The 24,766-nt window shown below is 70.1% G+C and carries 24 protein-coding genes; 8 read left to right on the top strand and 16 right to left on the bottom strand.

The window, feature by feature from the left end; translation table 11 throughout:
- Positions 1-2: 2 nt before the first annotated feature.
- The 5 genes from AB0F91_RS11425 to ppgK form a co-directional block, all read right to left on the bottom strand.
- Complete coding sequence (locus AB0F91_RS11425; RefSeq protein ID WP_360596857.1) at positions 3-2,135, bottom strand: ABC transporter ATP-binding protein; 2,133 nt, start codon at positions 2,133-2,135, stop codon at positions 3-5.
- Complete coding sequence (locus tag AB0F91_RS11420) at positions 2,132-3,127, bottom strand: ABC transporter permease (protein WP_360596856.1); 996 nt, start codon at positions 3,125-3,127, stop codon at positions 2,132-2,134. Before AB0F91_RS11420 ends, AB0F91_RS11425 begins: the two co-directional genes overlap by 4 nt.
- Positions 3,127-4,104, bottom strand: a complete 978-nt coding sequence (locus AB0F91_RS11415) for an ABC transporter permease (RefSeq protein ID WP_360596855.1) — start codon at positions 4,102-4,104, stop codon at positions 3,127-3,129. Before AB0F91_RS11415 ends, AB0F91_RS11420 begins: the two co-directional genes overlap by 1 nt.
- Before the next feature lie 557 nt (positions 4,105-4,661).
- Positions 4,662-6,065 carry an RNA polymerase sigma factor gene (locus AB0F91_RS11410; RefSeq protein ID WP_360596853.1) on the bottom strand — a complete coding sequence of 468 codons (1,404 nt, stop codon included), beginning with the start codon at positions 6,063-6,065 and terminating at the stop codon, positions 4,662-4,664.
- Positions 6,066-6,331: 266 nt separating this feature from the next.
- The gene (gene ppgK / locus AB0F91_RS11405) at positions 6,332-7,093 is read right to left on the bottom strand and encodes a polyphosphate--glucose phosphotransferase (RefSeq protein ID WP_360596851.1); all 762 of its coding nucleotides are present in this window, start codon (positions 7,091-7,093) and stop codon (positions 6,332-6,334) included.
- A 64-nt stretch (positions 7,094-7,157) separates the two neighbouring features.
- On the opposite strand from ppgK, the gene AB0F91_RS11400 reads away from it, so the two are divergent.
- A complete protein-coding gene (locus AB0F91_RS11400) occupies positions 7,158-7,979 on the top strand; it encodes an inositol monophosphatase family protein (protein ID WP_360596849.1) in 822 nt (273 codons plus the stop codon).
- 37 nt (positions 7,980-8,016) lie between these two features.
- Here AB0F91_RS11400 and cei read toward each other — a convergent pair whose 3' ends face one another.
- A complete protein-coding gene (cei, locus tag AB0F91_RS11395; RefSeq protein WP_360596848.1) occupies positions 8,017-8,700 on the bottom strand; it encodes an envelope integrity protein Cei in 684 nt (227 codons plus the stop codon).
- Positions 8,701-9,291: 591 nt separating this feature from the next.
- Here cei and AB0F91_RS11390 point away from each other — a divergent pair.
- Positions 9,292-9,600 carry a DUF4193 domain-containing protein gene (locus tag AB0F91_RS11390; protein WP_204090248.1) on the top strand — a complete coding sequence of 103 codons (309 nt, stop codon included), beginning with the start codon at positions 9,292-9,294 and terminating at the stop codon, positions 9,598-9,600.
- Positions 9,601-9,791: 191 nt separating this feature from the next.
- Here the strand turns inward: AB0F91_RS11390 and AB0F91_RS11385 are convergent, their stop codons facing one another.
- The gene (locus AB0F91_RS11385; RefSeq protein ID WP_360596846.1) at positions 9,792-10,277 is read right to left on the bottom strand and encodes a DUF3093 domain-containing protein; all 486 of its coding nucleotides are present in this window, start codon (positions 10,275-10,277) and stop codon (positions 9,792-9,794) included.
- A gap of 24 nt (positions 10,278-10,301) precedes the next feature.
- Between AB0F91_RS11385 and dut the strand changes: the two genes are divergently transcribed.
- Entirely contained in the window at positions 10,302-10,805 is a 504-nt protein-coding gene (gene dut, locus AB0F91_RS11380; RefSeq protein ID WP_285968981.1) for a dUTP diphosphatase, read from the top strand.
- 47 nt (positions 10,806-10,852) lie between these two features.
- Entirely contained in the window at positions 10,853-11,476 is a 624-nt protein-coding gene (locus AB0F91_RS11375) for a DUF3710 domain-containing protein (RefSeq protein ID WP_360597097.1), read from the top strand.
- Positions 11,477-11,534: 58 nt separating this feature from the next.
- Here the strand turns inward: AB0F91_RS11375 and AB0F91_RS11370 are convergent, their stop codons facing one another.
- Positions 11,535-12,269: an alpha/beta hydrolase gene (locus AB0F91_RS11370; RefSeq protein WP_360596845.1), complete on the bottom strand. Its 735-nt coding sequence runs from the start codon at positions 12,267-12,269 to the stop codon at positions 11,535-11,537.
- A 101-nt stretch (positions 12,270-12,370) separates the two neighbouring features.
- Here AB0F91_RS11370 and AB0F91_RS11365 point away from each other — a divergent pair, with 101 nt between their 5' ends.
- Together AB0F91_RS11365 and AB0F91_RS11360 are read left to right on the top strand one after the other, a co-directional pair.
- Positions 12,371-12,751, top strand: coding sequence for an OB-fold nucleic acid binding domain-containing protein (locus tag AB0F91_RS11365; RefSeq protein WP_220238342.1), 381 nt, complete (start codon positions 12,371-12,373; stop codon positions 12,749-12,751).
- 126 nt (positions 12,752-12,877) lie between these two features.
- Positions 12,878-13,537, top strand: coding sequence for a DUF3159 domain-containing protein (locus AB0F91_RS11360; protein ID WP_360597095.1), 660 nt, complete (start codon positions 12,878-12,880; stop codon positions 13,535-13,537).
- A 68-nt stretch (positions 13,538-13,605) separates the two neighbouring features.
- Here AB0F91_RS11360 and AB0F91_RS11355 read toward each other — a convergent pair whose 3' ends face one another.
- Complete coding sequence (locus AB0F91_RS11355) at positions 13,606-14,262, bottom strand: TrkA family potassium uptake protein (RefSeq protein ID WP_360596843.1); 657 nt, start codon at positions 14,260-14,262, stop codon at positions 13,606-13,608.
- Complete coding sequence (locus AB0F91_RS11350; protein ID WP_285968976.1) at positions 14,262-14,927, bottom strand: TrkA family potassium uptake protein; 666 nt, start codon at positions 14,925-14,927, stop codon at positions 14,262-14,264. The genes AB0F91_RS11355 and AB0F91_RS11350 overlap by 1 nt, the downstream gene beginning before the upstream one ends.
- Before the next feature lie 96 nt (positions 14,928-15,023).
- Here AB0F91_RS11350 and AB0F91_RS11345 point away from each other — a divergent pair, with 96 nt between their 5' ends.
- The gene (locus AB0F91_RS11345; RefSeq protein ID WP_360596841.1) at positions 15,024-17,072 is read left to right on the top strand and encodes an APC family permease; all 2,049 of its coding nucleotides are present in this window, start codon (positions 15,024-15,026) and stop codon (positions 17,070-17,072) included.
- Complete coding sequence (locus AB0F91_RS11340) at positions 17,069-18,259, top strand: class I SAM-dependent RNA methyltransferase (protein WP_360596839.1); 1,191 nt, start codon at positions 17,069-17,071, stop codon at positions 18,257-18,259. Before AB0F91_RS11345 ends, AB0F91_RS11340 begins: the two co-directional genes overlap by 4 nt.
- Positions 18,260-18,647: 388 nt before the next feature.
- Here AB0F91_RS11340 and AB0F91_RS11335 read toward each other — a convergent pair whose 3' ends face one another.
- From AB0F91_RS11335 to AB0F91_RS11310, 6 genes are all read right to left on the bottom strand, one after another.
- A complete protein-coding gene (locus AB0F91_RS11335; RefSeq protein WP_360596837.1) occupies positions 18,648-19,103 on the bottom strand; it encodes a hypothetical protein in 456 nt (151 codons plus the stop codon).
- Positions 19,081-19,347, bottom strand: coding sequence for a hypothetical protein (locus AB0F91_RS11330; protein ID WP_360596836.1), 267 nt, complete (start codon positions 19,345-19,347; stop codon positions 19,081-19,083). The genes AB0F91_RS11335 and AB0F91_RS11330 overlap by 23 nt, the downstream gene beginning before the upstream one ends.
- A 47-nt stretch (positions 19,348-19,394) precedes the next feature.
- Positions 19,395-19,820: a hypothetical protein gene (locus AB0F91_RS11325; RefSeq protein WP_360596834.1), complete on the bottom strand. Its 426-nt coding sequence runs from the start codon at positions 19,818-19,820 to the stop codon at positions 19,395-19,397.
- Positions 19,821-19,948: 128 nt separating this feature from the next.
- Complete coding sequence (locus AB0F91_RS11320) at positions 19,949-21,496, bottom strand: GMC oxidoreductase (RefSeq protein WP_360596832.1); 1,548 nt, start codon at positions 21,494-21,496, stop codon at positions 19,949-19,951.
- The gene (locus tag AB0F91_RS11315) at positions 21,493-23,055 is read right to left on the bottom strand and encodes an amino acid permease (RefSeq protein WP_360596830.1); all 1,563 of its coding nucleotides are present in this window, start codon (positions 23,053-23,055) and stop codon (positions 21,493-21,495) included. The genes AB0F91_RS11320 and AB0F91_RS11315 overlap by 4 nt, the downstream gene beginning before the upstream one ends.
- 69 nt (positions 23,056-23,124) lie before the next feature.
- Positions 23,125-24,594, bottom strand: coding sequence for an aldehyde dehydrogenase family protein (locus AB0F91_RS11310; RefSeq protein ID WP_360596828.1), 1,470 nt, complete (start codon positions 24,592-24,594; stop codon positions 23,125-23,127).
- Between the last annotated feature and the right edge of the window lie 172 nt (positions 24,595-24,766).

Genomic DNA, 24,766 nt, shown 5'->3' with positions numbered 1-24,766 from the left:
GGCTACACGACTTCGCGGGTCTTGGCGTAGTGACAGGCGACGTCGTGGTCGTCCGCGCGGGATTCGCGCGGCGGCTCGACATCGATGCACTTCTGCTTGTCCTGTTCGGACAGTTGCGAGAACACGAAACAGCGCGTGCGGAACCGGCAGCCTGACGGCGGGTTCGCCGGGCTGGGCAGGTCACCGGTGAGGATGATCCGCGTCCGCTCGCGTTCCTTGATCGGGTCGGGGATCGGGATCGCGGACAGCAGCGCCTGCGTGTACGGGTGCTGCGGCGCGTCGAAGACCGTCTCCACGTCGCCGATCTCGACGATCTTGCCGAGGTACATCACGGCCACGCGGTCGGCGATGTGCCGGATCACCGAGAGGTCGTGGGCCACGAACAGGTACGACAGCCCGAGTTTCGCCTTCAGCTCGTCGAGCAGGTTGATCACGCCGGCCTGGATCGACACGTCCAGCGCGGACACCGGCTCGTCGAGCACGATCAGCTTCGGCTCGAGCGCGAGCGCCCGGGCGATGCCGATGCGCTGGCGCTGACCGCCGGAGAACTCCGCCGGGTACCGGTCGGCGTGTTCCGCGCGCAGCCCCACGAGCCCGAGCAGCTCGGGCACACGCTGGGCGATGCGTGCCTTGTCGTAGCCGTGGGTCACCATCGGCTCGGCGATGATGTCGCCGATCGGCAGCCGCGGGTCCAGCGCGGCCATCGGGTCCTGGAACACCACCTGCAGGTCGCGCCGGATCTCCTTACGCCCCTTGCCGTTGAGCTTCGCGACGTCGCGGCCGAGCACTGCCACGGAGCCGTTCTGCGGGGCGGCCAACTCGAGGATCTCCATCAGCGTGGTCGACTTGCCGCAGCCGGATTCGCCGACCAGGCCCAGCGTCTCGCCCTCGACGATGTCGAAGCTGATGCCGTCGACCGCCTTGACCACACCGGCCTTGCGCTTGAGCACCGCGCCCTTGGTGATCTGGTAGTGCTTCTGCAGGTCCTGCACGTCGAGCACGGTGGTGCGCTGGGTGCGCGGCAGCTTCGCGACCGCGGTCTCCTCGATCACCTCGGCGCCGTAGACCTCGGCCGCGTCGGCCTTGGGGCCGGCGAGCTCCTCGGTGCGGATGCACGCGGCGCGGTGCGTGGTGTCGACCGGCGCGTTCGGGTTGCCCGGGGTGATCGTGAACAGCTCAGGCTCGGCCTGGTGGCACGCGTCGATCGCCAGCGGGCAGCGCGGCGCGAACGGGCAGCCCGAGGGCAGGTTCACCAGCGAGGGCGGCTGGCCCTCGATCGGCACCAGCGGCTGCTTCTCGTGCGCGTCGACGCGGGGGATCGAGCCCAGCAGGCCCAGCGTGTACGGCATCCGCGGCTGGGCGTAGATGGTCTCGACCGGGCCCTGCTCCACCGCGCGCCCGGCGTACATGACCATCAGGCGGTCGGCGAACCCGGCCACCACGCCGAGGTCGTGGGTGATGATCACGATGCCGGCGCCGGTCACCTCCTGCGCGGTCTTGAGGACTTCGAGCACCTGGGCCTGCACGGTCACGTCGAGCGCGGTGGTCGGCTCGTCGGCGATGATCAGGTCCGGGTCGTTGGCGATCGCGATGGCGATCACCGCGCGCTGGCGCATACCGCCGGAGAACTCGTGCGGGAACGCCTTGGCGCGCGCGGCGGCGTTGGGGATGCCGACGAGGTCGAGCAGCTCCACTGCCCGGTTGTTGGCCTGCTGCTTGGTCATCGAGCCCTTGGCGTGCACGAGCAGCGCCTCGGCGATCTGCGCGCCCACGGTGTACACGGGCGTCAGGGCCGAGAGCGGGTCCTGGAAGACCATCGAGATCTTCTTGCCGCGCAGTTTCGACAGCTCGGTGTCGGACTTGCCGATGAGCTCGCTGCCCTGGAACCGGATCGAGCCGGAGATGCGCGCCTGCGGCGGGAGCAGGCCCATGACCGCGAGCGAGGACACCGACTTGCCGGAGCCGGACTCGCCGACGATGCCCAGCACCTCGCCGGCCGCGACCTGGTAGGACAGCCCGCGGACCGCGTGCACGCGGCCGGATTCGGACGGGAACGACACGTCGAGGTCGGAGACCTCCAGCACGGTGCCGGTGGGCTTCTCGGTCTCCGCGCCCAGTGCGAGCGAGGCGGTCATGCGGTGGCTCCTGTGGTGCTGGGGGACTTCGTCTTCTCGGCGATGCGCTTGCGTTCCTTGCGCCGCGACCGCGACGAAGACGGGTCGAGCGCGTCGCGCAGGCCGTCACCCGCGTAGTTCACCGCGAGCACGGTGAGCACGAGGAAGCCCGCCGGGATGTAGAACAGCCAGGGAAAGGTGCGCACCGCGTCGGTGCCGCTCGCGATGAGCGTGCCGAGCGAGACGTCGGGCGACTGCACGCCGAACCCGAAGAACGACAACGAGGTTTCGGTGATGATCGCGACCCCGACGTTGATCGTCGCGTCGATGATCAGCAGCGAGGCCATGTTCGGCACGATGTGCTTGGCGATGATCCGCCACGAGGGCTGGCCCATGAACCGCGCGGCCTTCACGAACTCTCGCTCACGCAAGGTCAGCGTCATGCCGCGCACGATGCGGGCGGTGATCATCCACTGGAACAACGCGATCAGGCCGACCAGGATCAGCCACGTCTTGCCGCGGAAGGCGGGCGAGAGGATCGAGATGATCAGGAACGGCGGCAGGATCAGCAGCAGGTCCACGACCCACATGGCGATGCGGTCGGTCCAGCCACCGAAATAGCCGGCGGCCGCGCCGACGATCGAGGCGACGCCCGTCGAGAACAGCGCGGCCAGCAGGCCGATCGTCAGCGACTTCTGCAGCCCGCGCATGGTCTGCGCGAACATGTCGCCACCGATCTGGTTCGTGCCGAACCAGTGGTTCCCGTCCGGCGGCAGCAGGTTCGACAGCGGGTCCAGCTCGTCGTACGACCACGGCGAGTACCACGTGTAGGTGAAGGCCAGCACGTAGAACAGCACGATCACGGCCAGCGAGACGACCGCGAGCTTGTTGCGCAGGAAGCGGCGCAGCACGAGCTTGCCGCGGCTGGAGGACTTGCTCTCGGCCTCGTTGCCCGGGTCGACCGCCAGCACGGCGGAGTCGGCGATGTCGGCCTCGTTCACGGGAGCGGCCATCAGATCCTCACCCTCGGGTCGAGCGCGGCGTAAAGCACGTCGGCCAGCCACCCGGCCAGCAGCACGCAGATCGCGATGAACAGTGTCACGGTCGCGACGATGTTGGTGTCCTGCTTCTGAATCCCGGTCACCAGCCAGTCGCCCATGCCGTACCAGCCGAAGATCCGCTCGGTGAAGATGCCGCCCGTGATGAGCAGGCCGAAGCCGAACGCGAACAGCGTCGCCATTGGGATCAACGCGGTGCGCAGGCCGTGCTTGAACAGCGCGCGCCGGCGCGTGAGGCCCTTCGCCTGGGCGGTGCGCAGGAAGTCGGAGCCGAGCACGTCGAGCATCGCCGAACGCTGGTAGCGGCTGTAGTACGCGACCTGCGTCAGCACGATCGCCAGTGTCGGCACGATGATGTGCTGCAACCGGTCGAGCAGCACGTCGCCGAAACTGCCGTCGAGCCCGCTGGTCTCGCCCTGCACGATGAAGAACTGGTACCCGCCGAGGAGGTTGTCGTTCACCGACTGGGCGCCCGCCTTGAGGATCGTGGCGATCACGAAGACCGGGGTCGACAGCACGACGAACGAGAACGTGGTGGCCACGTAGTCGCTGACCTTGTACTGCCGGATCGCGCTCACCACACCGACGAGCACCCCGATGATGATGCCGATCGTGATGCCCAGCAGAAACAGCCGCAGGCTCACGCCGGCCCGGCGGAAGAGCTCGTCGGTGATCGGCTGGTCGGCGACCGTGCGGCCGAAGTTCCCGTGCAGCACTCCGCCGAGCCAGGTGAAGAAGCGCTCGGGGATGGGCTGGTTCAGGTAGAGCTCGGCCGCCTTGGCGTCGATAGTGGACTGCGGAGCCGGTGGGTTTCGCAGCTTCAGCGCGTCGAGCGGGCTGAAAGCCAGCGACGCCAAGGAAAAGGCCGCGAAGGTGGCGACCAGGCACAATGCCACGTAGTTGACGAGGCGGCGCAAGAGGAAGCCGATCACGGTTTCCTCGATTCACCGGGAACGGAGGTTCCACTCCGTACCGACGGCCACGCCTGACTCTCGCCCGATTGAGTTTTCGTCGAAAACACTAGCCGGTGCTGCCTTCCGAATGCTGCTGACGCTCGTTGTCGGCGCAGCATAATCCGGAGAAGGCCCTTCGATCTTCGTTCCCAGGCAACCAAATAATCACGATTTCCGCCGCGGGCACGTGAAGGACCGACTTTCGGGTGTTGCGGTGGACGGAGCTCGCGAGGTATTCACTACGTGCGGCTCGTCGCGGTGGGTGTGTGGGCGAATACCGCGGATCACGTTCCGGAAATGTTTCCGGGGGCGGACGGAAATGTTGCGAGCGCCCGCGGAACACTGGAAACGGACATACCGGTCGTGGTTTGGACCTCTCCGCCGCGTTGACCCGCCGGCGGAGGTCCAGTCCTGTGCGCCCGGGCCCGCTTCGTCCACAGTGGCCGGTCGGATCAGTGCCCAGTGGAGCTGTCGCGGACAGCAAAGAACCCCGCCACCGGATTCCGGTGACGGGGTTCTTCGTCGAGACTGAGTGATCAGTCCAGGTAGTCCCTGAGGACCTGGGACCGCGACGGGTGCCGCAGCTTCGACATCGTCTTCGACTCGATCTGGCGGATGCGCTCACGCGTGACGCCGTAGACCTGGCCGATCTCGTCGAGCGTGCGCGGCTGGCCGTCGGTGAGGCCGAAGCGCAGCCGGACCACGCCGGCCTCGCGCTCGGACAGCGTCTGCAGCACCGACTGGAGCTGGTCCTGCAGCAGCGTGAACGACACCGCGTCGACCGCGACGACCGCTTCGGAGTCTTCGATGAAGTCACCGAGCTGCGAGTCTCCCTCGTCGCCGATGGTCTGGTCCAGCGAGATCGGCTCACGCGCGTACTGCTGGATCTCCAGGACCTTCTCCGGCGAGATGTCCATCTCCTTGGCGAGCTCCTCGGGCGTCGGCTCGCGGCCGAGGTCCTGCAGGAGTTCGCGCTGTATACGGCCGAGCTTGTTGATGACCTCGACCATGTGCACCGGGATGCGGATGGTGCGGGCCTGGTCGGCCATCGCGCGGGTGATCGCCTGGCGGATCCACCACGTGGCGTACGTCGAGAACTTGTAGCCCTTGGTGTAGTCGAACTTCTCCACCGCGCGGATCAGGCCGAGGTTGCCTTCCTGGATGAGGTCCAGGAACGCCATGCCGCGGCCGGTGTAGCGCTTGGCCAGGGAGACCACGAGCCGGAGGTTCGCCTCCAGCAGGTGGTTCTTGGCCCGCTCGCCGTCGCGCACGATCCACTTGAGATCGCGGCGCATCTGGGTGACGAGCTTCTCGCCCTCCTCCTCGGCCGTGCGCACGCGCTCGGCGGCGTAGAGACCCGCCTCGATGCGCTTGGCGAGCTCCACCTCCTCCTCGGCGTTGAGCAGCGCGACCTTGCCGATCTGCTTGAGGTAGGCGCGCACCGAGTCGGCCGAGGCGGTGAGCTCGGCGTCCTTGCGCGCCTGGCGCAGCGCCTCGGACTCCTCCTCGTCCCAGACGAAGTCGGGGTTGTCCGAGGACTTCGGCCCCTTCTCGGCGGCTGCGTTGCTACGGCGGCGCGCGGCGGGCGTCTCCGTCTCCTCGGCTTCGTCTTCCGAGTCGTCGGAGTCGTCTTCGGCGACCTCGTCGTTGACCGTCTCGTCGACGACGTCGACCTCGACCTCTTCCAGGTCGGACAGGTCCGGGCTGTCGAGTTCGGCCTCGTCGAGGTCGACCGGGCCGTCCGGATCGCCGTCTTCGGTCTTGGGCGCCTTGGTGGTGGCCTTCTTGGCCGGCGCCTTTTTGGCCGGAGCCTTCTTCGCGCCGGCAGACCTGGTGGCGGTCTTGGGTTTCGCCGCGCCGGTGGCTGCCTCGTCGGCCGGCTCGCCGGCTGCGGTCGCTGTCTTCGTCCCGCTTCGGGTTGCGGTTCTTGCGGCTGCCACTTACGCCCTTTCGCAGCGGTCGATCATGACGAGCCGAGGTATCGCCACCTCGACTGCCTCACATTCGGGGAACACGCCTCGGCCTGCGGTTTTCACTCCCGCAGCCGTGGGCCGCGTTCCATTGTAACGACGGCCGGGCAGTGCGTCGCGAAGCGATCACCCTCCGGCCTGCCGCACGGTACCCGTACGTGACCTTCCCGTGACCCGCGCGTAGGTTTCGCGGCCGTTCACGGGCCTCTCCAGGTCAGTGCACGATCAGTGCTCGGTCAGTGCTCGATGCCCTCGACCGCGGCCGCGGCGGCGCCGACGATGCCCGCGTTGTTCTGCAGCGAAGCCACGATCACCGGCGTCCGGACGTCCAGCATCGGCACCCACTTCTCCGCCTTCTTGCTCACGCCGCCGCCGACGATGAACAGATCCGGCCAGATCAGGTTCTCCAGCACGGTCAGGTAACGGTGTACCCGCTTGGCCCACTGGTGGTAGCTCAGGCCCTCGTTGTCCTTCACCGACGCCGCGGCGCGCTTCTCCGCGTCGTGGCCGTCGACCTCCAGGTGACCGAACTCCGTGTTGGGCACGAGCTTGCCGTCGTGGAACACGGCGCTGCCGATGCCGGTGCCGAAGGTCAGCAGGGCGGTGATGCCGGTGCGCGCGGCCTCGTCGCCGAAGCGGATCTCGGCCATGCCGGCCGCGTCGGCGTCGTTGAGCATCGCCACGTCCGCGACGCTCTTGCCGAGGCGCTTGGCGAACAGCGCGTCGGCGTCCGTGCCGATCCAGGCGTGGTCGATGTTGGCCGCGGTGTGCGCGACCCCCTTCTTGACCACCGCCGGCAGCGTCACGCCGACCGGTCCGTCCCACTCCGCGGTACGCACGATCTGGGCCACCACGTCCGCGACGGCCTCGGGCGTGGACGGCTGCGGCGTCTCGATCCGGTGTCGCTCGCCGATGAGCTGTCCCGTTTCCAAATCGACCAGCGCGCCCTTGATCCCGCTGCCGCCGATGTCGATTCCGAAACCTCGGGTCGCCGTCACTGACGTGGTCCCTTCTCGCACGATTCAGATGTCTGCTCCGGAGACTTTAACCGGGTGTGGTGACATGTCGGACGTGGGAGTTGACGAGTCGTTGCTGAAAAGCGTTGCGGAGCAGGTGGCGGTCGAGGCGGCCGGGCTGGTGCGGGCGGCCTGGACCGCCATGCAGGCGGGCGGGGTGGTCCGCGTGGACACCAAGTCGGCGGACACCGACGTGGTCACCGCGATCGACAAGGAGTCCGAGGAGCTGGTGCGCGAGCGGCTGGCCGAGCTGCGCCCCGGCGAGCCCGTGCTCGGGGAGGAGGGCGGCGGCGCCGCGGCCGGGTCCGGAGTGACGTGGGTGGTGGACCCGATCGACGGGACCGTCAACTTCCTCTACGGGCTGCCGGCGTTCGCGGTGTCGCTGGCCGCCCAGGTCGACGGGGTGTCGGTCGCCGGCGCCGTCGTGGAGCCCGTCAGCGGCCGCCGCTGGACGGCCGCGCGCGGGCAGGGCGCCTGGCTCGACGGCCGGCGCCTGTCGGCGTCCTCGCCGACGCGCCTGGACCTGTCGTTGGTCGGTACCGGGTTCGCCTACGCGCGCGACCGCCGCGTGCGCCAGGGCGCGCTCGCGGGCGAGCTGCTCGGCCACGTGCGGGACATCCGCCGCGGCGGGGCGGCGTCGCTGGAGCTGTGCGCAGTGGGCGCGGGCTGGCTCGACGCGTACTTCGAGCACGGTCTGCACCGCTGGGACTGGGCCGCCGGAGCGCTTGTCGCTGCCGAGGCCGGCGCGACGATCCTCCTGCCGGGCTCGGCACCCGACCTGGGCGACGACGTGACCTTCGCGGCGGCGCCCGGCATCGCGGAGCCGCTGCGGCAGGTGCTGGCTTCGCTGGACGCCAAGAGGGTCTGACGCGTGCCCTCGACCCCCGCCCGGGGGGCCAGCAGGGTCAGCAGGTGACGTCGCGGGCCGCAGCGAGCAGCGTCGGGTCGATCACGGGCGCGCCGGGGCCCGAGGACTGCTCGTTGCCGCCCCCGCCCTGGTGGGACTTGGACCAGTCGGCGAGCTTCTGGAGGATCTGGCGCGCCTCCGGGCGCGGGCGGACGTCGTCGAAGAGCGTGCCGGTGACGAGGTCGACGCTGGCGTCCTTGCGGTTGTCGCGTACGAGCTCGGCGCACGGCACCACGAGGCTCACCGTGCGTGCGGCCGCGGCGCCGTTCTCGCCGTAGCGGATCTGGCCGCGGCACTTGGCGTCGCCCTTGGGATAGGCCGGGTCGTTGGCCGGGTCGCCGATGGCCGTGAAGCCGAGCTCGCGCAGGGCCGTGGTCGTGATGCCGCCCTGGCCACGCGTGGTGCTGGCGTTGAGGACCTTGAGCGCCACCTTGTCGGGCGGCACGGGGGAGCGGTCGTCGAGGCCGTTGTGGGCCACCGTCGTGTAGGTGGTGCCCGGTGGCGCGGTGGGCGCCGGCGTGCAGAGCACGGCCGCGTCGATGTCCCCTCGGCCGACCACGGCGTTCACCCACACGAATACTGCGCCGAGGGCGAGCACCCCGATCACGATGAGCGCGGGCAGTGGCCGGTGCTTGCGATAGGGCCGCGCACCACGGTCCCCCGAGCCGTTCCCCGACGCCACCTGCCCCGTCCCTTCCCGAACGCGGAATCCCCATCCGCCGACCCCAGTCCGCGGAACCCCACAACCCGTGGCGTCGCCCGCCCCGGTCGATGTCGTCCCCCGGTGTCGTCCCCGGTGTACCAGGCGACACCGTGCGGGCCGCCGTAGCCGCCCAGCGTAGGCGTTCCGTGCCGCACCCGGTGGCGCGGGTCACCGTGTGCCCGCCCCGTCCCCGCCGAGGCCGGGCCGCGAATCCCCGGCCCGCCGATCGCACCACGGAGACCTCCGCGGGAGCAAGCGGACAGCACTGCCGGGTGATCTTCGCGACGCGCGGGCAACCCGACCGGAACACAGCCGTCTCACCTGCGGGTTCCCCCTGTCGGGTGACGAAATTCAAGCAATGTGCGACTCGGTGCGGAGCTCGGCGAACGGTGAGCTACCCTTCCCGGGCTCCGGCCGCAGGAAGAGGGGCACCTGGCTGAGACCTCGGTCACTGCGGGCGCCGGGCACAAACAGGGGCCCTGGAACGTTGACCAGCGGCACGACCGGCTCACGGGCACGCCCGCGGGACCGAAAGAACAAGACAAGCTGATTCGCAGGGGTGAGGGACACATGGCTACCGACTACGACGCTCCGCGCCGCAGCGAAGCCGACGAGCTGGCCGAAGACTCGTTGGAGGAGCTGAAGGCCCGGCGGAACGAGAACCAGTCCGGCGTCGTCGACGTCGACGAGGACGCGAACGCCGAGAACTTCGAGCTTCCTGGTGCCGACCTTTCCGGGCTTTCCGGTGAGGACATGACCGTGAAGGTCGTGCCGAAGCAGGCTGACGAGTTCACCTGCTCGGTTTGCTTCCTGGTGCACCACCGCAGCAGGCTCGCCGAAGACAACGGCGGCCGGCTGATCTGCCGCGACTGCGCCTGAGCACAGCCTGCGCCTGACGGCGTACGGGGATCTCGTACAGGACTTCAGGGAAACACAGGTTTTTCAGGGGAAACACAGTCGCGGCGGTCCGGGGAAGCTCGCTCGCGAGCTGGGTAAAGGGGGTCGGCCCACCAGGCCGGCCCCCTTCCGCGTCCGCGGGACCGGTTCCGCGGACGCTACCGGTGCGCTCTTCAGGAACGGGCGCGCAGCAGTTCGGCGACGCGCTTCGGCTTGCGCGTGCTGAACAGCCAGTACGGCGTGGGGTCGGCCGGGTCCGTGAGCTGCACACGGATCGCCGGGCCCACCCAGCCGCGGTGCATGACGAACGCGGCCGGGTCGCCGTCGCGCCCGAGGGCGCGGCGCTTGTCGTCCTTTTCGAGGATCTCGACCACGCCGGCGAAGCGCAGCGGCAGGTGCGCGTCGCCGACCCACAGTTCCGGCTCGTCACCGCTCGTCACCCGCACGCGGGAGCGGCCGAGCGACAGCAGCAGCGCGCCCATCACGACGACGGCGACGGGCAGCGGGATCCACACCGGGACCGAGGGGTACCCGAGGTGGATCTCCACGCCGAGCAGGATCGCGCCGAGCATCGGCAGCGGCCAGCCCCACCACGGCACGTACAGCCGTTCGGAGTGCGCCAGTCCGCGCTTCACGGCGGTGTTCACGGTGTCAGCCACGCGACAAGGGTAGTCTCGCCGCCCGTGTCCAGCGTTCAGGTACTCCTCACCCGGCTCGACCCCGGCGTCCCGTTGCCCGCGTACGCACGGCCCGGCGACGCGGGCGCCGACCTCGTCACCACCTCGGATATCGTGCTCGGGCCCGGCGAACGCGGGGTGGTGGGAACCGGCGTCGCGATCGCGCTGCCGCCGGGGTTCGCGGGGTTCGTCCACCCGCGCTCGGGGCTCGCGGCCCGCGTGGGGCTCTCGGTGGTGAACACCCCCGGCACGATCGACGCGGGGTACCGCGGTGAAATCCGGATCTGCCTCATCAACCATGATCTTCACGAGCCGGTGGTGCTCGCGCGCGGCGACCGGATCGCGCAGCTGGTGATCCAGCGGGTCGAGCAGGCCGTGTTCGTGGAGGTCGCCGAGCTCGGCGACACCGAACGTGGCGCCGGTGGTTACGGCTCGACCGGCGGGCACGCCACACTGGTCCCGGACGTGCCCGGCGCGGACGCGGGCACTGGGGAAGGAACGGAGAAGTAGTGGGGATCTTCGGACGCAAGCGCAAGTCCGGCAGCGCGGTCGACGGGGTGACCGAGCACGGCGACGGTGCTGCGGGCGACACCGGGGGGAACGCCGACGACGCGATCGAACCCGAGAACCAGCTGTCGGAGACCGAGCAGGGGCCCTTCGACGTCGCCGACGCCGAAGAGGACGGCATCCCGCGCATCGACCTCGGGTCGGTGCGGGTCCCGGTCCCGGACGGCTCGCAGGTGCAGGTCGAGATGGACCCGGAGGCCGGTGGTGTCCGCGCGGTCCACGTGGTGACCGAGCAGGGCCAGATCACGGTCAGCGCCTATGCGGCGCCGCGCTCCGGCGGTCTGTGGCGCGAGGTCGGCGCCGAGCTGGCCGACCAGCTGCGCGCCGACGGCGCGAAGGTGACGGTCGGTCGCGGCGAGTGGGGCCTGGAGCTGTCCGCCATCGTCGGCGACGTCGCGCTGCGCTTCGTCGGTGTGGACGGCCCGCGCTGGATGCTGCGCGGCGTGATCGCCGGCCCGCAGTCACAGTCCGCGCAGGCTCCCGACGTGCTGCGCATGATCGTGCGCCACACGATCGTCGACCGGGGCGACTCCCCGATGCCGGTGCGCACCCCGCTTCCCATCACGCTCCCGGAAGCCGTCGCGCAGCACATCGCCGAGCAGCAAGAAGGCTGACACCCACGCGACGAAGGCCCCGGCACGCACCCGTGCCGGGGCCTTCGTCCGTTTCTTTTCACCACGTACCGCCTTCGGCCCGCCCGAACCGGCCCTTCAGGAACCCCACCAGGCTCGCGCGCCCCAGCACCTCTCGGTCCCGCCCGAAGCCGGCCAGCTCGACCACCTCCAGCCTGCCCTTCGGCAGCGCCCCGGCCCACTCGCGCGCCACCGCTACCGGGTGCACCAGATCACCGGCGCACCCGCCGATCCCGGCCGGCACGGCGACCGTCGCCAGCTCGGCCAACGACGGCGCCCGGCGCTCCGCCGCGACCCGCAGCCCGGCCACCAGCTCGTTTCCCTGCCGTCGCCACGCCCGCGAGAGCTCGTCGACCAGCCACCCGGGGCTCCCGGCGGCCACGGCGGCCAGCGCGCCGTCAACGCCCTGGGAGGCCACCAGATCCGCTGAGGCCCGCGCGGCGACGGCCGCGGCCGCTGACCCGGGTTCGCCGTGCCAGGCCGGGAGCGCGCACACCAGCCCCTCGCAACGGCCCGGATTGGCCACCGCCCACTCCGCGGCCAGGTGCGCGCCGAACGAGATCCCGCCGACGATCAGTGATCCGTGCACCCGCGCGAGCCGGTCCAGCTCCTCCAGGTAGCCGTCCGCGAGCGCCGCGCCGGGGGGCGGGGGAGGCGCGATCAGCCGCGCGCCCACCAGCGCCAGCGGGCCGGTGAACACAGACCGAACGAACGTTTCGTCGGACCCCGTTCCGGGCAGCAGGACAACGGGGATGTCGGGGATCGCGGACGTCACGTTGCGATCTTGGCGCAAACCCGTTTCGCTGACGTGAACCAGAGCTACGCTTGATTACGCACGGGCCGCGAAGTCGGGGCCCCGGAGCACAGGAGCACACCATGTCCGCCAAGGACGGCGGCTACTTCAGCCGGTTGGTTCGCAAGCTGACCAGCGACGTCGAGGACCTCGACGCCGACGAGATGTCCGAGAGGTCCGGGGCCGAAGGCGCTCGCCGCGCCTGTGACTGCCGGTCCGGCGAAGAGGCGACAGTGCTCGGCAGGCTGCGCAGTGTCGAGCTGTGCCCGAGCGAGGGAACTCCGACGCTCCAGGCCGAGCTGTTCGACGGGACACAGGGCGTGACGCTAATCTGGCTGGGCCGACGCCGGATCCCCGGTATCGAGCCGGGTCGGACCATCAAGGTCCGCGGCCGGATGGCAGAGCGTGACGGCCAGAAGGTGCTATACAACCCGTACTACGAACTCCAGAGCCCGGTAGGTTGATCGACTCCCGTGACTGAACCCGCTCCCCGCGACGAGAAGCACGTGCCCGAAGGCGGGGACGAAAAGCAGGACAGCGACCAGCACCACACCGACACCGAGAAGCCTGAACCCACATTGCTGGAGCAGATGGGCGGCGTGTCGGGCCTGTTCTACTCGTCGGTGCCGGTGATCGTGTTCGTGCTGGTGAACGCCTTCTTCGGGCTCACCGCGGCGATCTGGGGCTCGGTCGGCAGCGCCGTGGCGATCACGGTGCTGCGGATCGTGCGCAAGGAGCCGCTGCAGCCGGCGATCTCGGGCTTTTTCGGGGTCGCGATCGCGGCCTTCATCGCGTTCCGCACGGGTTCGGCCAAGGGCTTCTTCCTCTTCGGCATCTGGGCGAGCCTCGCCTACTGCGGCGTGTTCGTGCTGTCGATCCTCGTGCGCTGGCCGATCGCCGGTGTGGTGTGGAGCGCGCTCAACGGCACCGGCCAGGCCTGGCGCAAGGACAAGCCCTCGCGCTACGGCTACGACATCGCCACGCTCGCGCTGGCCGTGATCTTCGCCGCCCGCTTCGTGGTGCAGCGCTGGCTCTACAACAGCGACTACACCGGCTGGCTCGCGTTCGCGAAGATCGCCATGGGTTACCCGCTCTACGCGTTGGGCCTGCTCGTGGTCGTCTGGGCGGTCCGCCGCTCGGACAAGCGGCTCAAGGCGCTGGCCGAGATCGAGCCGAAGCCGGAGACCGACGCGGAGGTCGAGGCCCGGCTGCGCGCGAAGTACGCGCAGACGCCGACGCCCGAGGCTTAGCAGGCCGGCCTTCCGCACGACGCTGGAAAGGCCCCTCACGTGCTCGTGAGGGGCCTTTCTCGGGTACCTCAGTATCCCAGGGCCGTGCGGATCTCCGGCTCGACGTCCGACGTCGCCACGAACAGCAGTTCGTCGCCGGCCTCCAGCGGGTCCTCAGGCTGCGGCACGATCACGCGGTCGCCGCGCAGGATCGTGACGAGCGCGGCGTCGCGGGGCAGCGCGATCTCGCTCACGGGCTTGCCGGCCAACGGGGTCTCCTCGGGCAGCGTGAGCTCCACGAGGTTCGCCTGGCTCTGGCGGAAGGTCATCAGCCGCACGAGGTCGCCGACGCTCACGGCCTCCTCGACCATCGCGGCGAGCATGCGCGGGGTCGACACGGCCACGTCGACACCCCAGGCGTCGGTGAAGAGCCATTCGTTGGCGGGGTTGTTGACACGGGCCACCACGCGGCGCACCGCGAACTCCGTCTTCGCGAGCAGCGACACCACGAGGTTGGACTTGTCGTCGCCGGTCGCGGCGATCACCACGTCGCAGCGCTCGATCCCCGACTCCTCGAGGATCGAGACCTCGCACGCGTCGCCGAGGACCCAGTCGGCCTGCGGCACGGTGTCGGGTTCGAACTGGTCCGCCTCGCGCTCGATCAGCATCACCTGGTGCCGCCCGTCGATCAGCTCGACGGCGATGGAGCGCCCGACGGCGCCGGCACCCGCGATCGCGACCCGCATCAGTTCTCCTCCTCCGGAGCGCGAGCGGCCACGCTCGTCACGTCGCTGACGGTGCCGGAGCGGGCCGCGACGTACACGACGTCGTCGGCCTGCACCATGGTCTTGTTGTCCGGCAGCACGCCGTTGCCGAACCGCATGATGAACGCCACCCGTGCGCCGGTGGCTTCCTGGAGTTCGCGCACACTGCGCCCGACCCAGCCCTCGTTCAGCGGCAGCTGCAGCAGCGCGACGTTACCCGACGGATCGCGCCACACCGACGCGACGCCGTCCGGCAGGAGGGTGCGCAGGAAGCGATCGGTGGTCCACGGCACCGTCGCGACGGTGGGGATGCCGAGCCGCTCGTACACGGCGGCGCGCTTGTGGTCGTAGATCCGAGCGACCACGTGCTCGATGCCGAAGTTCTCACGCGCGACCCGCGCGGAGATGATGTTGGAGTTGTCCCCACTCGACACGGCCGCGAACGCGCCGGCCTGTTCGATGCCCGCCTCGATCAGGACTTGCCGGTCGAAACCGACGCCGACGATCTGCTGGCCGTGGAAGTCGCTGCCCAGCCGGCGGAACGCCTGGGGGTTCTTGTCGATGACGGCCACCTCGTGGCCGAGACGCTCCAGCGCCGCGGCCAGGGATGCGCCGACCCGGCCGCACCCCATGATCACCACGTGCACGCCCTGCCTCCTCGTAGGTGGGGGTAAACCCGTTCGTAGGTACCCTCGCGCACCAGCGCCGAACCTACCTTGCCGGGTGCCGGTTACGCTTCCGTGGTGTCGAAGTTCCCGACCGTGCTGAAGCGCCTGGTACTCGGACGTCCGTTCCGCAGTGACAGCCTCGGCCACACGCTCCTGCCCAAGCGCATCGCGCTGCCGATCTTCGCCTCGGACGCGCTCTCCAGCGTTGCGTACGCGCCGGAGGAGATCTTCCTGACCCTGAGCTTCGCCGGGCTCTCGGCGTACGCGTTCGCGCCGTGGATCGGGGTGGCCGTGGCGCTGGTCATGCTGACGGTCGTCGCGTCGTACCGGCAGAACGTGCACGCTTACCCGAGCGGTGGCGGTGACTACGAGGTCGCCGGCACCAACCTGGGGAGCAAGTTCGGCCTCACGGTGGCCAGCGCCCTGCTCGTGGACTACGTGATGACCGTCGCAGTGTCCACTTCGTCCGGTGTCGCGAACATCGGCTCGGCCATCCCGTGGGTCGCCGAGCACAAGGTGATCGCGGCTGTGGTGATCGTCGCGGTGCTGACCGCGCTGAACCTGCGCGGTGTGCGCGAATCGGGCAAAGCCTTCGCGATCCCCGTCTACGGCTTCATCATCGGCATCCTGATCATGGTCGGGTGGGGGCTGATCGAAGCCGCGACGGGCACGACGATGCGGGCGGAGAGCGCCGGGTTCACGCTGCACTCCGAGGGCACCTGGACGGGTTTCGCGTTCGTCTTCCTGATCCTTCGGTCGTTCTCGTCGGGCGCCGCGGCGCTGACCGGGGTCGAGGCGATCAGCAACGGCGTGCCGGCGTTCAGGAAACCGAAGTCGAAGAACGCGGCCACCACGCTGCTGCTCATGGGCGTGCTCGCGGTGATCATGCTCATCGGCATCATCACGCTCGCCGTGATCACCAAGGTGAACTTCGCCGACAACCCGGCCGAGCAGCTGCAGGGCGCGCCGCCGGGGTACCAGCAGAAGACCATCGTGACGCAGATCGCCCAGGCCGTGTTCGCGAGCTTCCCGCCGGCGTTCTACTACATCTCCTTCGCCACCGGCATCATCCTCCTGCTGGCGGCCAACACGGCGTTCAACGGTTTCCCGGTGCTCGGCTCGATTCTGGCTCAGGACCGTTACCTGCCGCGGCAGCTGCACACGCGCGGTGACCGGCTGGCGTTCTCCAACGGAATCCTGTTCCTCTCGGTCTTCGCGCTGGTGCTGATCATCGCGTTCGACGCGGAGGTCACGCGGCTCATCCAGCTCTACATCGTCGGTGTGTTCGTGTCGTTCACGATCAGTCAGACCGGCATGGTCCGGCACTGGAACCGCTTGCTGGCCAAGGAAACCGACGGCGCGGTGCGGCGGCGGATGCGGCGTTCGCAGACGGTGAACGCGATCGGCCTCACGATGACCGGCACCGTGCTGATCATCGTGCTGATCACCAAGTTCCTGCTCGGCGCGTGGATCGCGATCGCGGCCATGGTGGCGATTTTCGCGTTGATGACGGCGATCCGGAAGCACTACGACCGCGTGGCCGAGGAGTTGAAGGAACTCGGTGACACCCCGACGGTGCTGCCCTCGCGCAACCATGCGATCGTGCTGGTGTCCAAACTGCACCGGCCGACGCTGCGCGCGCTGGCCTACGCCAAGGCGATGCGGCCCGACGTGCTCGAGGCCGTGACCGTGAACGTCGACGACGCCGACACCCGCCGGCTCACCGCCGAGTGGGAGGCGCACAAGTTCAAGGTGCCGCTGAAGGTCGTCGAGTCGCCCTACCGGGAAATCACGAAGCCGGTGCTGGACTACGTGAAGCGCGTGCGCGGCGACAACCCGCGCAACGTGGTCACCGTGTTCATCCCCGAGTACGTGGTCGGCCACTGGTGGGAGCAGGTGCTGCACAACCAGAGTGCGTTGCGGCTCAAGGGAAGGCTGCTGTTCCAGCCGGGTGTCATCGTCGCGAGCGTGCCGTGGCAGCTGGAGTCCTCGGCGAAAGCGGCCGAGCGCGAACGCCGGGCCCGTCCCGCGGCTGGCGACGTGCGACGTGGGTTCACGGCGAGCGCCGGTGGTGCCACGAAGCCCGCAGAGCCCCCCAAACCGGTCAAGGAAACTGCTGAATGACGGAGAACTGGCTCGGCCGCGTGCTCGAGCTCGAGATCGGCCCGGTCGCCCACGGCGGCCACTGCGTGTCGCGTGTGGACGGACGGGTGGTGTTCGTGCGCCACGGGTTGCCGGGCGAGCGCGTGCGCGCCGAGGTGACCGAGGACAAAGGCGGTTCCTTCTGCCGGGCGGACGCGGTGGAGGTGCTCGGCGCTTCGGAGCACCGTGTCACGCCGCCTTGCCCACTGGCCGCCCCGGGCGGCTGCGGTGGCTGCGACTGGCAGCACGCCGACCCGGAGTACCAGCGCGTCCTGAAGGCGGCCGTGGTCGCCGAGCAGCTGGAGCGGTTGGCGGGCATCACGCGTGACGTCGTGGTGGAGCCGCTCGACGGCGGCCCGCTCGGCTGGCGCAGCCGCGTGCGGCTCGTGGCCGGGCGTGACGGCCGCGCCGGGCTGCGCGCGCACCACAGCCACCGCGTCGTCGCGCTCGACGACTGCCCGATCGCGGTGCCGGGCACACTCGACGTCGCGCTGGCCAAGCGCTGGCGCCCGGGCACCGAGCTCGAGACGACCACCGACGGCGACGGGCACACACACCTGCGCGAGCTCTCCACCGTCCACGGCCGCACGAAGTCGCGCCAGCTGTCCGGCGGCCTCGCCGTGCAGCACGCCGCCGACCGCGACTGGCGTCTCGACGCCCACGGCTTCTGGCAGGTGCACCCCTCCGCGGCGGACACGTTCGCGCAGCTCGTGCGCGAGTGGGCCGAGGCTCCGCGCGGCGGGGTCGCGTGGGACCTCTACGCCGGTGTCGGCCTGTTCGCGTCGGTGCTGGCCGAGCAGGTCGGGCCGGACGGGCACGTGCTCGCCGTGGAGTCCGGCCGTCAGGCGGTGACGGACGGCGAGCGCAACCTCGCAGACCTGCCGCAGGTGTCGTGGCGCGCGGGCCGGGTCGAACACGCCCTGGCGGACGCTCCGAAGCCCGTCGACGTGGTCGTGCTCGATCCGCCGCGCAAGGGCGCCGGGCGCGCGGTGGTGGACGCGATCGCGGCGGGTTCGCCCGACCGGATCGTGTACGTCGCCTGCGATCCCGCGGCGCTCGCACGGGACCTGGCGACCTTCGCAGACCACGGGTATTCGCTCACGGACCTGCGCGCGTTCGACGCCTTCCCCATGACTCACCACGTGGAGTGCGTCGCGCTGCTGCAGTAATCGCGATGGTGTTCGCGTCGGCGGTGGCATTGGTGCGCAGCCGAGTGAGAGGCATCTGCGCGTCGACGAGCACCTCGCGCCCGGCAACGCGCGGCGCCACCGGGCGACTGTTTCGACGCCGATCCACCCGGCGCGGTCACGGCTTCGCTAGCGCGGGCGCGCGAGTCCGGGCTCGCTGCTGCACGGCGAAGCCTCAGCGTGCGGCTCGGCCGCGCACCGAAGCCTCCACGGAGCCGGGCTCGCGCAAAGGCGCTCTCGCACGCCCCGCGTGGAGCCGGGGCAACCAACAGAGCTCAGGCCTTGATCGCGCCCGAGAGCTTGGGCCCGACCTCCTTCAGGCCGGAAGGCACGCTCAGCGCCGAGGGGAACGCCAGTGCGATCGCCGTGGTCAGGGTCGAGCGCGACGGACGACCTGCGGCGCACGGCGGGGAGCTGCTGGAACAGCGGCAACGCCTCGGTCCGCCCGCGGGCCCGGCGTGGTGCAGGTGGGCACGAGGACGTCGGCGCCCAGGAGGTCCAGGCGTTCCGGGCTGATCTGCGCGCGGCCCGGGATCGAGGTCTGGGGCAGCGACGTCACCTTCGGCGAGAGCACCAGGCCCAGCTGCGCGAAGAACAGGGCGGACGCGTCCTGGGCGCTGCTGATCGTGGTGATCGTGCCGTCGCCGGTGACCGGGCCGATGGTGAACGTGCGCCCGGCGAAGCTCGGGTTGGCGTCCTTCGCGGCCTTGATCCGGGTTTCGACGTCGGTCACGAGCTTCTCGGCCTCGGGGGAGCGGCCCAGCGCCGTGGCGACGCGGCGCGTGGTGACCTGCCAGGTGTCCTTACGGCAGCTGCACGGCGCCACGGCGACATCCCCCCGGGCGGCACTTGCGCAGGTCAGGGGTGATGAGCGGCACGACACCGAGCGCGACGGCCGCATCGGACTCGCGGTACTGGCCCACCGACAGCACGCGCTGCGGAGGCCGGGGGATCCTCGTAGTGCATTCGACGCCCTTCACGTCGACCGGAAAGCCCGACGCGGCCGGACCGCTCGCTGCCGGGGTCTCCCCGGAGCTCGAACAAGCCGCCAGGGCCAGTCCCGTGGACACCCCCCCGGCTTTGAGCACCCCAGGCCGCCCCACGCCGGCACCGGGTGTCAGCGGCTCTTGAGCGCGAAACCGGCCGCGAGGCCCGTCACGGTCAGCAGCGCGCCGGCGCCGAGCAACAGCCACGCACCCAGCGCCGGCCCGATGCCCGCGGCCGGGAACTCATCCGCGTACGCGGGCAGCGTCCGCACGAGGTAGCGCACGGCGATCCCGGCCACGATGAGCCCCGGCAGCATCGCGAACGCCAGCGGCTCGTCGCTGTGGCGCTTGAACGTGACCCATGCGAGCGCGAACGCGGCTGCCAGCGCCACCGCGCAGACGATCCTCAGTGCCAGGCTCAGTTCGGGGCCGAGGTCGTCGGCGGGCAGCCTGCCCGACAGGGAGTGGGCCGTCGGCAGGACGAGGGCCACCCCGCCCGCCACGGCCGTGCCGGCCACCAGCACCGCCCGCGTCCCGCGCAGCGACCCACCGCTCACGAACACCTCCACCAGGCCAGGGGACCCGAGTGTACGGGCGCCGTGACCGGTTCCACTGCCCCCGGACGGACGCTTGTGGAGGGTGCCCGCTCACCGGAAACCCGGCGCACGTGGCGATCTCCGCCGAGTCAGGCGCGATCCTGCTTGATCAGGTCCGCGCACTTCTCCCCGATGGCCATCGTGGTGATGCACGGGTTCACGGTCACCAGGAACGGCATCACCGACGCGTCCGCCACGCGCAGGCCCTCGACACCGCGCACGCGCAGGCGGGCGTCGAGCACGGCGTCCGGGTCGCCGTCCGGACCCATCCGGGCGGTGCACGCGGGGTGGTAGACGGTGTTGTGGGTCTTGCGCAGGTAGTCGGCGATCTCGTCGTCGCTCACGCAGTCGCGGCCCGGTGAGAGCTCGACGCCGGCCCACTCGTCGAGCGCCGGCTGCGCGGCGATCTCGCGGGCCAGCCTCACGCCGTGGGTCATCACGCGCATGTCGTGCTCGTCGGTGAAGTAGCGCGGGTCCACGCGGGGCTTGTCGCGGAAGTCGCGCGTGCGCAGGCGGACGGTGCCGCGCGATCGGCTGCGCGTGACGTTCGGCGTGAGGCAGAAGCCGTTTTCCGTGGTCGGGTAGCCGTGGCGCAGCGTGTTCATGTCGAAGGGCACCGAACCGTAGTGGAACATCAGGTCCGGCCGGTCCAGACCTTCTTCGGTGGACGTGAAGATGCCGATCTCCCACCACTGCGTGGACTCGGCGACCATCGGCTGCAGCGCGTCCCACTGGACCAGGCCTTCGGGGTGGTCCTCCAGGTTGGAGCCGACGCCGGGGGAGTCCACGAGCACGTCCACGCCCACCTCGCGCAGGTGCCCGGCAGGACCGATGCCCGAGAGCATCAGCAGCTTCGGCGTGTCGATCGCGCCGGAGCTCACGATCACCTCGCGCCGTGCCGTCACCCTCGTGTGGTGGATCAGGTCGGGGTGCTGCAGCTCAACGCCGGTGCAGCGGCGGCCGTCGAACAGCAGTCGCTTGGCCCGCGCGCCGGTGCGCACCTCCAGGTTCTCGCGCGTGTCCAGGATCGGGTGCAGGTACGACACCGAGGCCGAGGAGCGCACGCCGTCCTCGCGCGCGTTGATCTGGAACCAGTTCGCGCCGTGGGTCACCGTCTTGCCGGAGTTGAACTCCGTGGTCGGGATGCCCGCCTGCTCGCACGCCGCGAGCATCGCGACACCCGCGGGATCGCGCGGTGGCACGGACCGGATCGTGACGGGTCCGGAGCGGCCGTGGTGCTCGCCGGGCCCGTCGTTGGTCTCGAGTCGTCGGTACAGCGGGAAAATGTCGGCGGCCGACCAGCCCGGCAGGCCGAGGGAAGCCCACTCGTCGAGGTCTTCGGCCGGCGCCCAGAACGCGATGCACGAGTTGTGCGACGAACACCCGCCGAGCACCCGCGCGCGGGCCTGGCGCAGGTAGGAGTTGCCGACTTCCTGCGGCTCCACCAGGTAGTCCCAGTCGTAGCCGGATTCGAGCAGCGCCATCCAGTTCGTCAGCTCGAGTACGGCGGGGTCGTCCACATCGGACGGCCCGGCTTCCAGCAGGCAGACGGTGACGCCCGGGTCCTCCGAAAGTCTCGCCGCCACCACCGAACCCGCCGTGCCGCCGCCGACCACCACGTAGTCGAACTCGTTCACCTGGACTCCTCCTTTTCGGACTCCGCCGACGACGGCACCGAGGCGTGGCCGGCCAGCACCCCGATGCGGTGGCGTTGAACGAACCAGTAGTAGGCGAACCCGCCGGCCGCGAACACGCCGACGAAGAGCACCGAGCTCCAGCGCAGGTACCAGTGGAACGGCGGGGACGCGTTGTAGATCTCCGTGCGCGGCCACGCGAGGTTCACGGTCATGCCGATGCCCCACAGCACCGCGAGCACGTTCACCGGCAGGCCCCAGCAGCCGAGCGAGAACCGCCCCGGCGGGCAGTCCTTTCGCGGCCAGCCGCCGCGCAGACGCTTGATCAACATCGGGACCGTCACCAGCAGGTAGGCCAGGTAGATCAGGATGATCGCGAGGCTCGTGACCGCCGAGAAGATCTGCGACGAGTTGATGTTCACCAGCAGCAGCGCGATCGCGATCACGCCGATCACGATCGCGGGCAGCACCGGCGTGCCGGTCTTCTTGCTCACGCGCGCGAGCCGCGACCCGCCGGGCAGCGCGTTGTCGCGCGCCATCGCGAACGCGATCCGGATCGCCGCCGTGTGCACGGCCAGCACGCACACCGTGATCGCGATGAACACCACGAACAGGAAGATCCGCCCGATCGCCGGCCCGAGCGCGTCGGTGAGCACGAACTGCAGGCCGATCGTGCCGAGTTCCGGCGCGTGGATGTTCCCGACGGCCATCAGCGCGAACAGGATGATCAGCCCGCCGAGCAGGAAGGACGCGACGAGCGCGCGCATGATCGCCTTCGGCGCGTTGCGGTGCGGGTCCACTGACTCCTCGCCGAGCGAGGCCGCCGTGTCGAACCCGTACATCACGTAGGACGACGCGATGGCCGCGATGAGGAACGCGCCGAGGTAGCCGCCCGCGTGCCCGGCGCCGGTGCCGTTCGTCTCCGTCACCACGCCGGGGCCGCGCACGAAGTGGAACGCCAGGAACACCGCCAGCAGCACCGCGAACAGCAGTTCGATGAACACCCCCGCGCTGTTGATCCGCGCCATGAGCTTGACGCCGAACGCGTTGACCAGCGTGGTGAACACGATCAGGCAGGTCGCCAGCAGTACGCCGTTGGCCGCGTCGCTGGAGCCCGACCCGTCGCCGATGAACTGGAAGAACGAGGTGATCTGCGGCAGCGTGCGCTGGTAGGCCAGCGCCGTCGCGGAGATGGAGACGATCGAGGCCAGCAGCATCATCCAGCCCGCCAGCCACGCCACGTGCCCGTTGCCGAGCTTCTTCGCCCAGTTGTAGACCGACCCGGCCACCGGGTACTGCGCGGCCAGCTCCGCGAAGCTCAGCGCCACCATCAGCTGGCCGGCGAACACCATCGGCCACGACCACCAGTACGCCGGGCCGCCCTCGGAAAGCCCCAGGTAGGAGAGCTGGAACACGCCCGTGAGCACCGAGATGTAGCTGATGCCGGCGGCGAAGGTGTGGAAGCTGCCCAGCGTTCTCTTGAGCTGGTTGGTGTAGCCGAACTCGCCGAGTTCTCGGTCGCTGGTGTCCGCGTTGCCACGGCCGCCGGTGTCGGTGCTCACGGGCACTGGTCCTTTCGGTGGTTCTCGATCGGACTAGGGCTTGCACGCGCTTCTAAGAGCGCACGGGAGTCAGCCGGCGAACCACTTCTGCGGGCCGGGACGCAGGTTCTGGTAAATGTGCTTGACCTCCGTGTACTCGGCCAGGCCCGTGGGGCCCAGCTCGCGGCCGAAGCCGGACTGCTTGTAACCGCCCCACTCCGCCTGCGGCAGGTACGGGTGGTAGTCGTTGATCCAGACCGTGCCGTGGCGCAAGCGGTTCGCCACGCGCTGCGCCTTCGCCGCGTCGTTGGTGAACACGCCGCCGGCCAGCCCGTAGTGGGTGTCGTTGGCGATGCGCACGGCGTCGTCCTCGTCGGTGAAGGTCTCGACCGTGAGCACCGGTCCGAACGACTCCTCGACCACGGCGTGGCTGCCTTGTGCGACGTTGTCGAGGATCGTCGGCAGGTAGTAGAAACCGTTCCGCAGCTCGGGGTCGTCGGGCCGCTTTCCGCCGGCCCGCAGCACGGCGCCCTCGGCCAGCGCGGTGGCCACGTAGCGCTCGACCTTTTCACGGTGGGCGGCCGAGATCAGCGGCCCGGTCTCGGCGTGCTCGTCGAACGGCCCGCCGAGGCGGATCCGCTCGGCACGGCGCACCAGCTCGTCGACGAACTCGTCGTGCCACTCGCGCTGCACGATCAGGCGCGCGCCCGCTGAACAGACCTGGCCGGAGTGCAGGAACACGGCCGTGAGGGCGTAGTCCACGGCGGTCTCGAAGTCGGCGTCGGCGAACACCACGTTGGGGTTCTTGCCGCCGAGCTCCAGTGCCACCTTTTTCACCGTCGTGGCGGCGTTGGCGGCGATCACCCGGCCGGTGGCGAGACCGCCGGTGAACGAGACCAGGTCCACTCCGCCGTGCTCCGAAAGCGGCGCGCCGGCTTCCGGGCCCGCGCCGAGCACCAGGTTGGCGACGCCGCCGGGCAGGCCGGCCTCGGCGAGCAGCTTCATGAGCAGGATCGACGTGTGCGGCGTCAGTTCGCTCGGCTTGAGCACGAACGTGTTGCCCGCGGCCAACGCGGGCGCGACCTTCCAGATGGTCTGGAGCAGCGGGTAGTTCCACGGCGTGATGAGGCCACACACGCCCACCGGCTCGTGCACGATCCGGCTGAACGCGTCGGCGCTGCCGGTGTCGACCACGCGGCCCGCGTCGGTGGCCGCGAGCTTGCCGAAGTACCGCAGGCAGGCGGCGATGTCGGCCATGTCGTAGCGGCTCTCCACCAGGCGTTTGCCGGTGTCGAGCGACTCGGCGCGAGCGAAGCTCTCGGCGTCGCGGTCGAGCAGGTCGGCCGCGCGCAGCAGCAGGTCACCGCGTTGCGCGGCGGGCGTCGAGGGCCACGGGCCGGTGTCGAACGCGCGCCGGGCGGCGGCGATCGCGGCCTCGGTGTCCTCGCGCGTGGCCTCGGCCACCTCGGCGACGAGCGACCCGTCGGCGGGGCACCGGATTTCACGCCGGCCTCCCGCCTTCGCGTCCACCCATTCGCCGCCGATGTACAAGTCCGCCATGAGGTCCTCTCGATCTTGATCCGGTTCGGATTATCGTGGCCACTCGCGGTAGCCGCGACTTGCCCGAAGGCTCCATGTTCACACCCGGCAGTGGAGTTGCGTTCGGCGTCGGCGTGTGATCCGGGACGCGGGTGGCGCGGCGGTGGTGGCGCGGATCCGTAGACTGGCCGGA

The organism is Amycolatopsis sp. NPDC023774, from assembly GCF_040639695.1.
Taxonomy (GTDB): Bacteria; Actinomycetota; Actinomycetes; order Mycobacteriales; family Pseudonocardiaceae; genus Amycolatopsis.
Note: the sequence above shows the minus strand (reverse complement) of the source record. Positions and strands in the feature narration are given on the sequence as shown.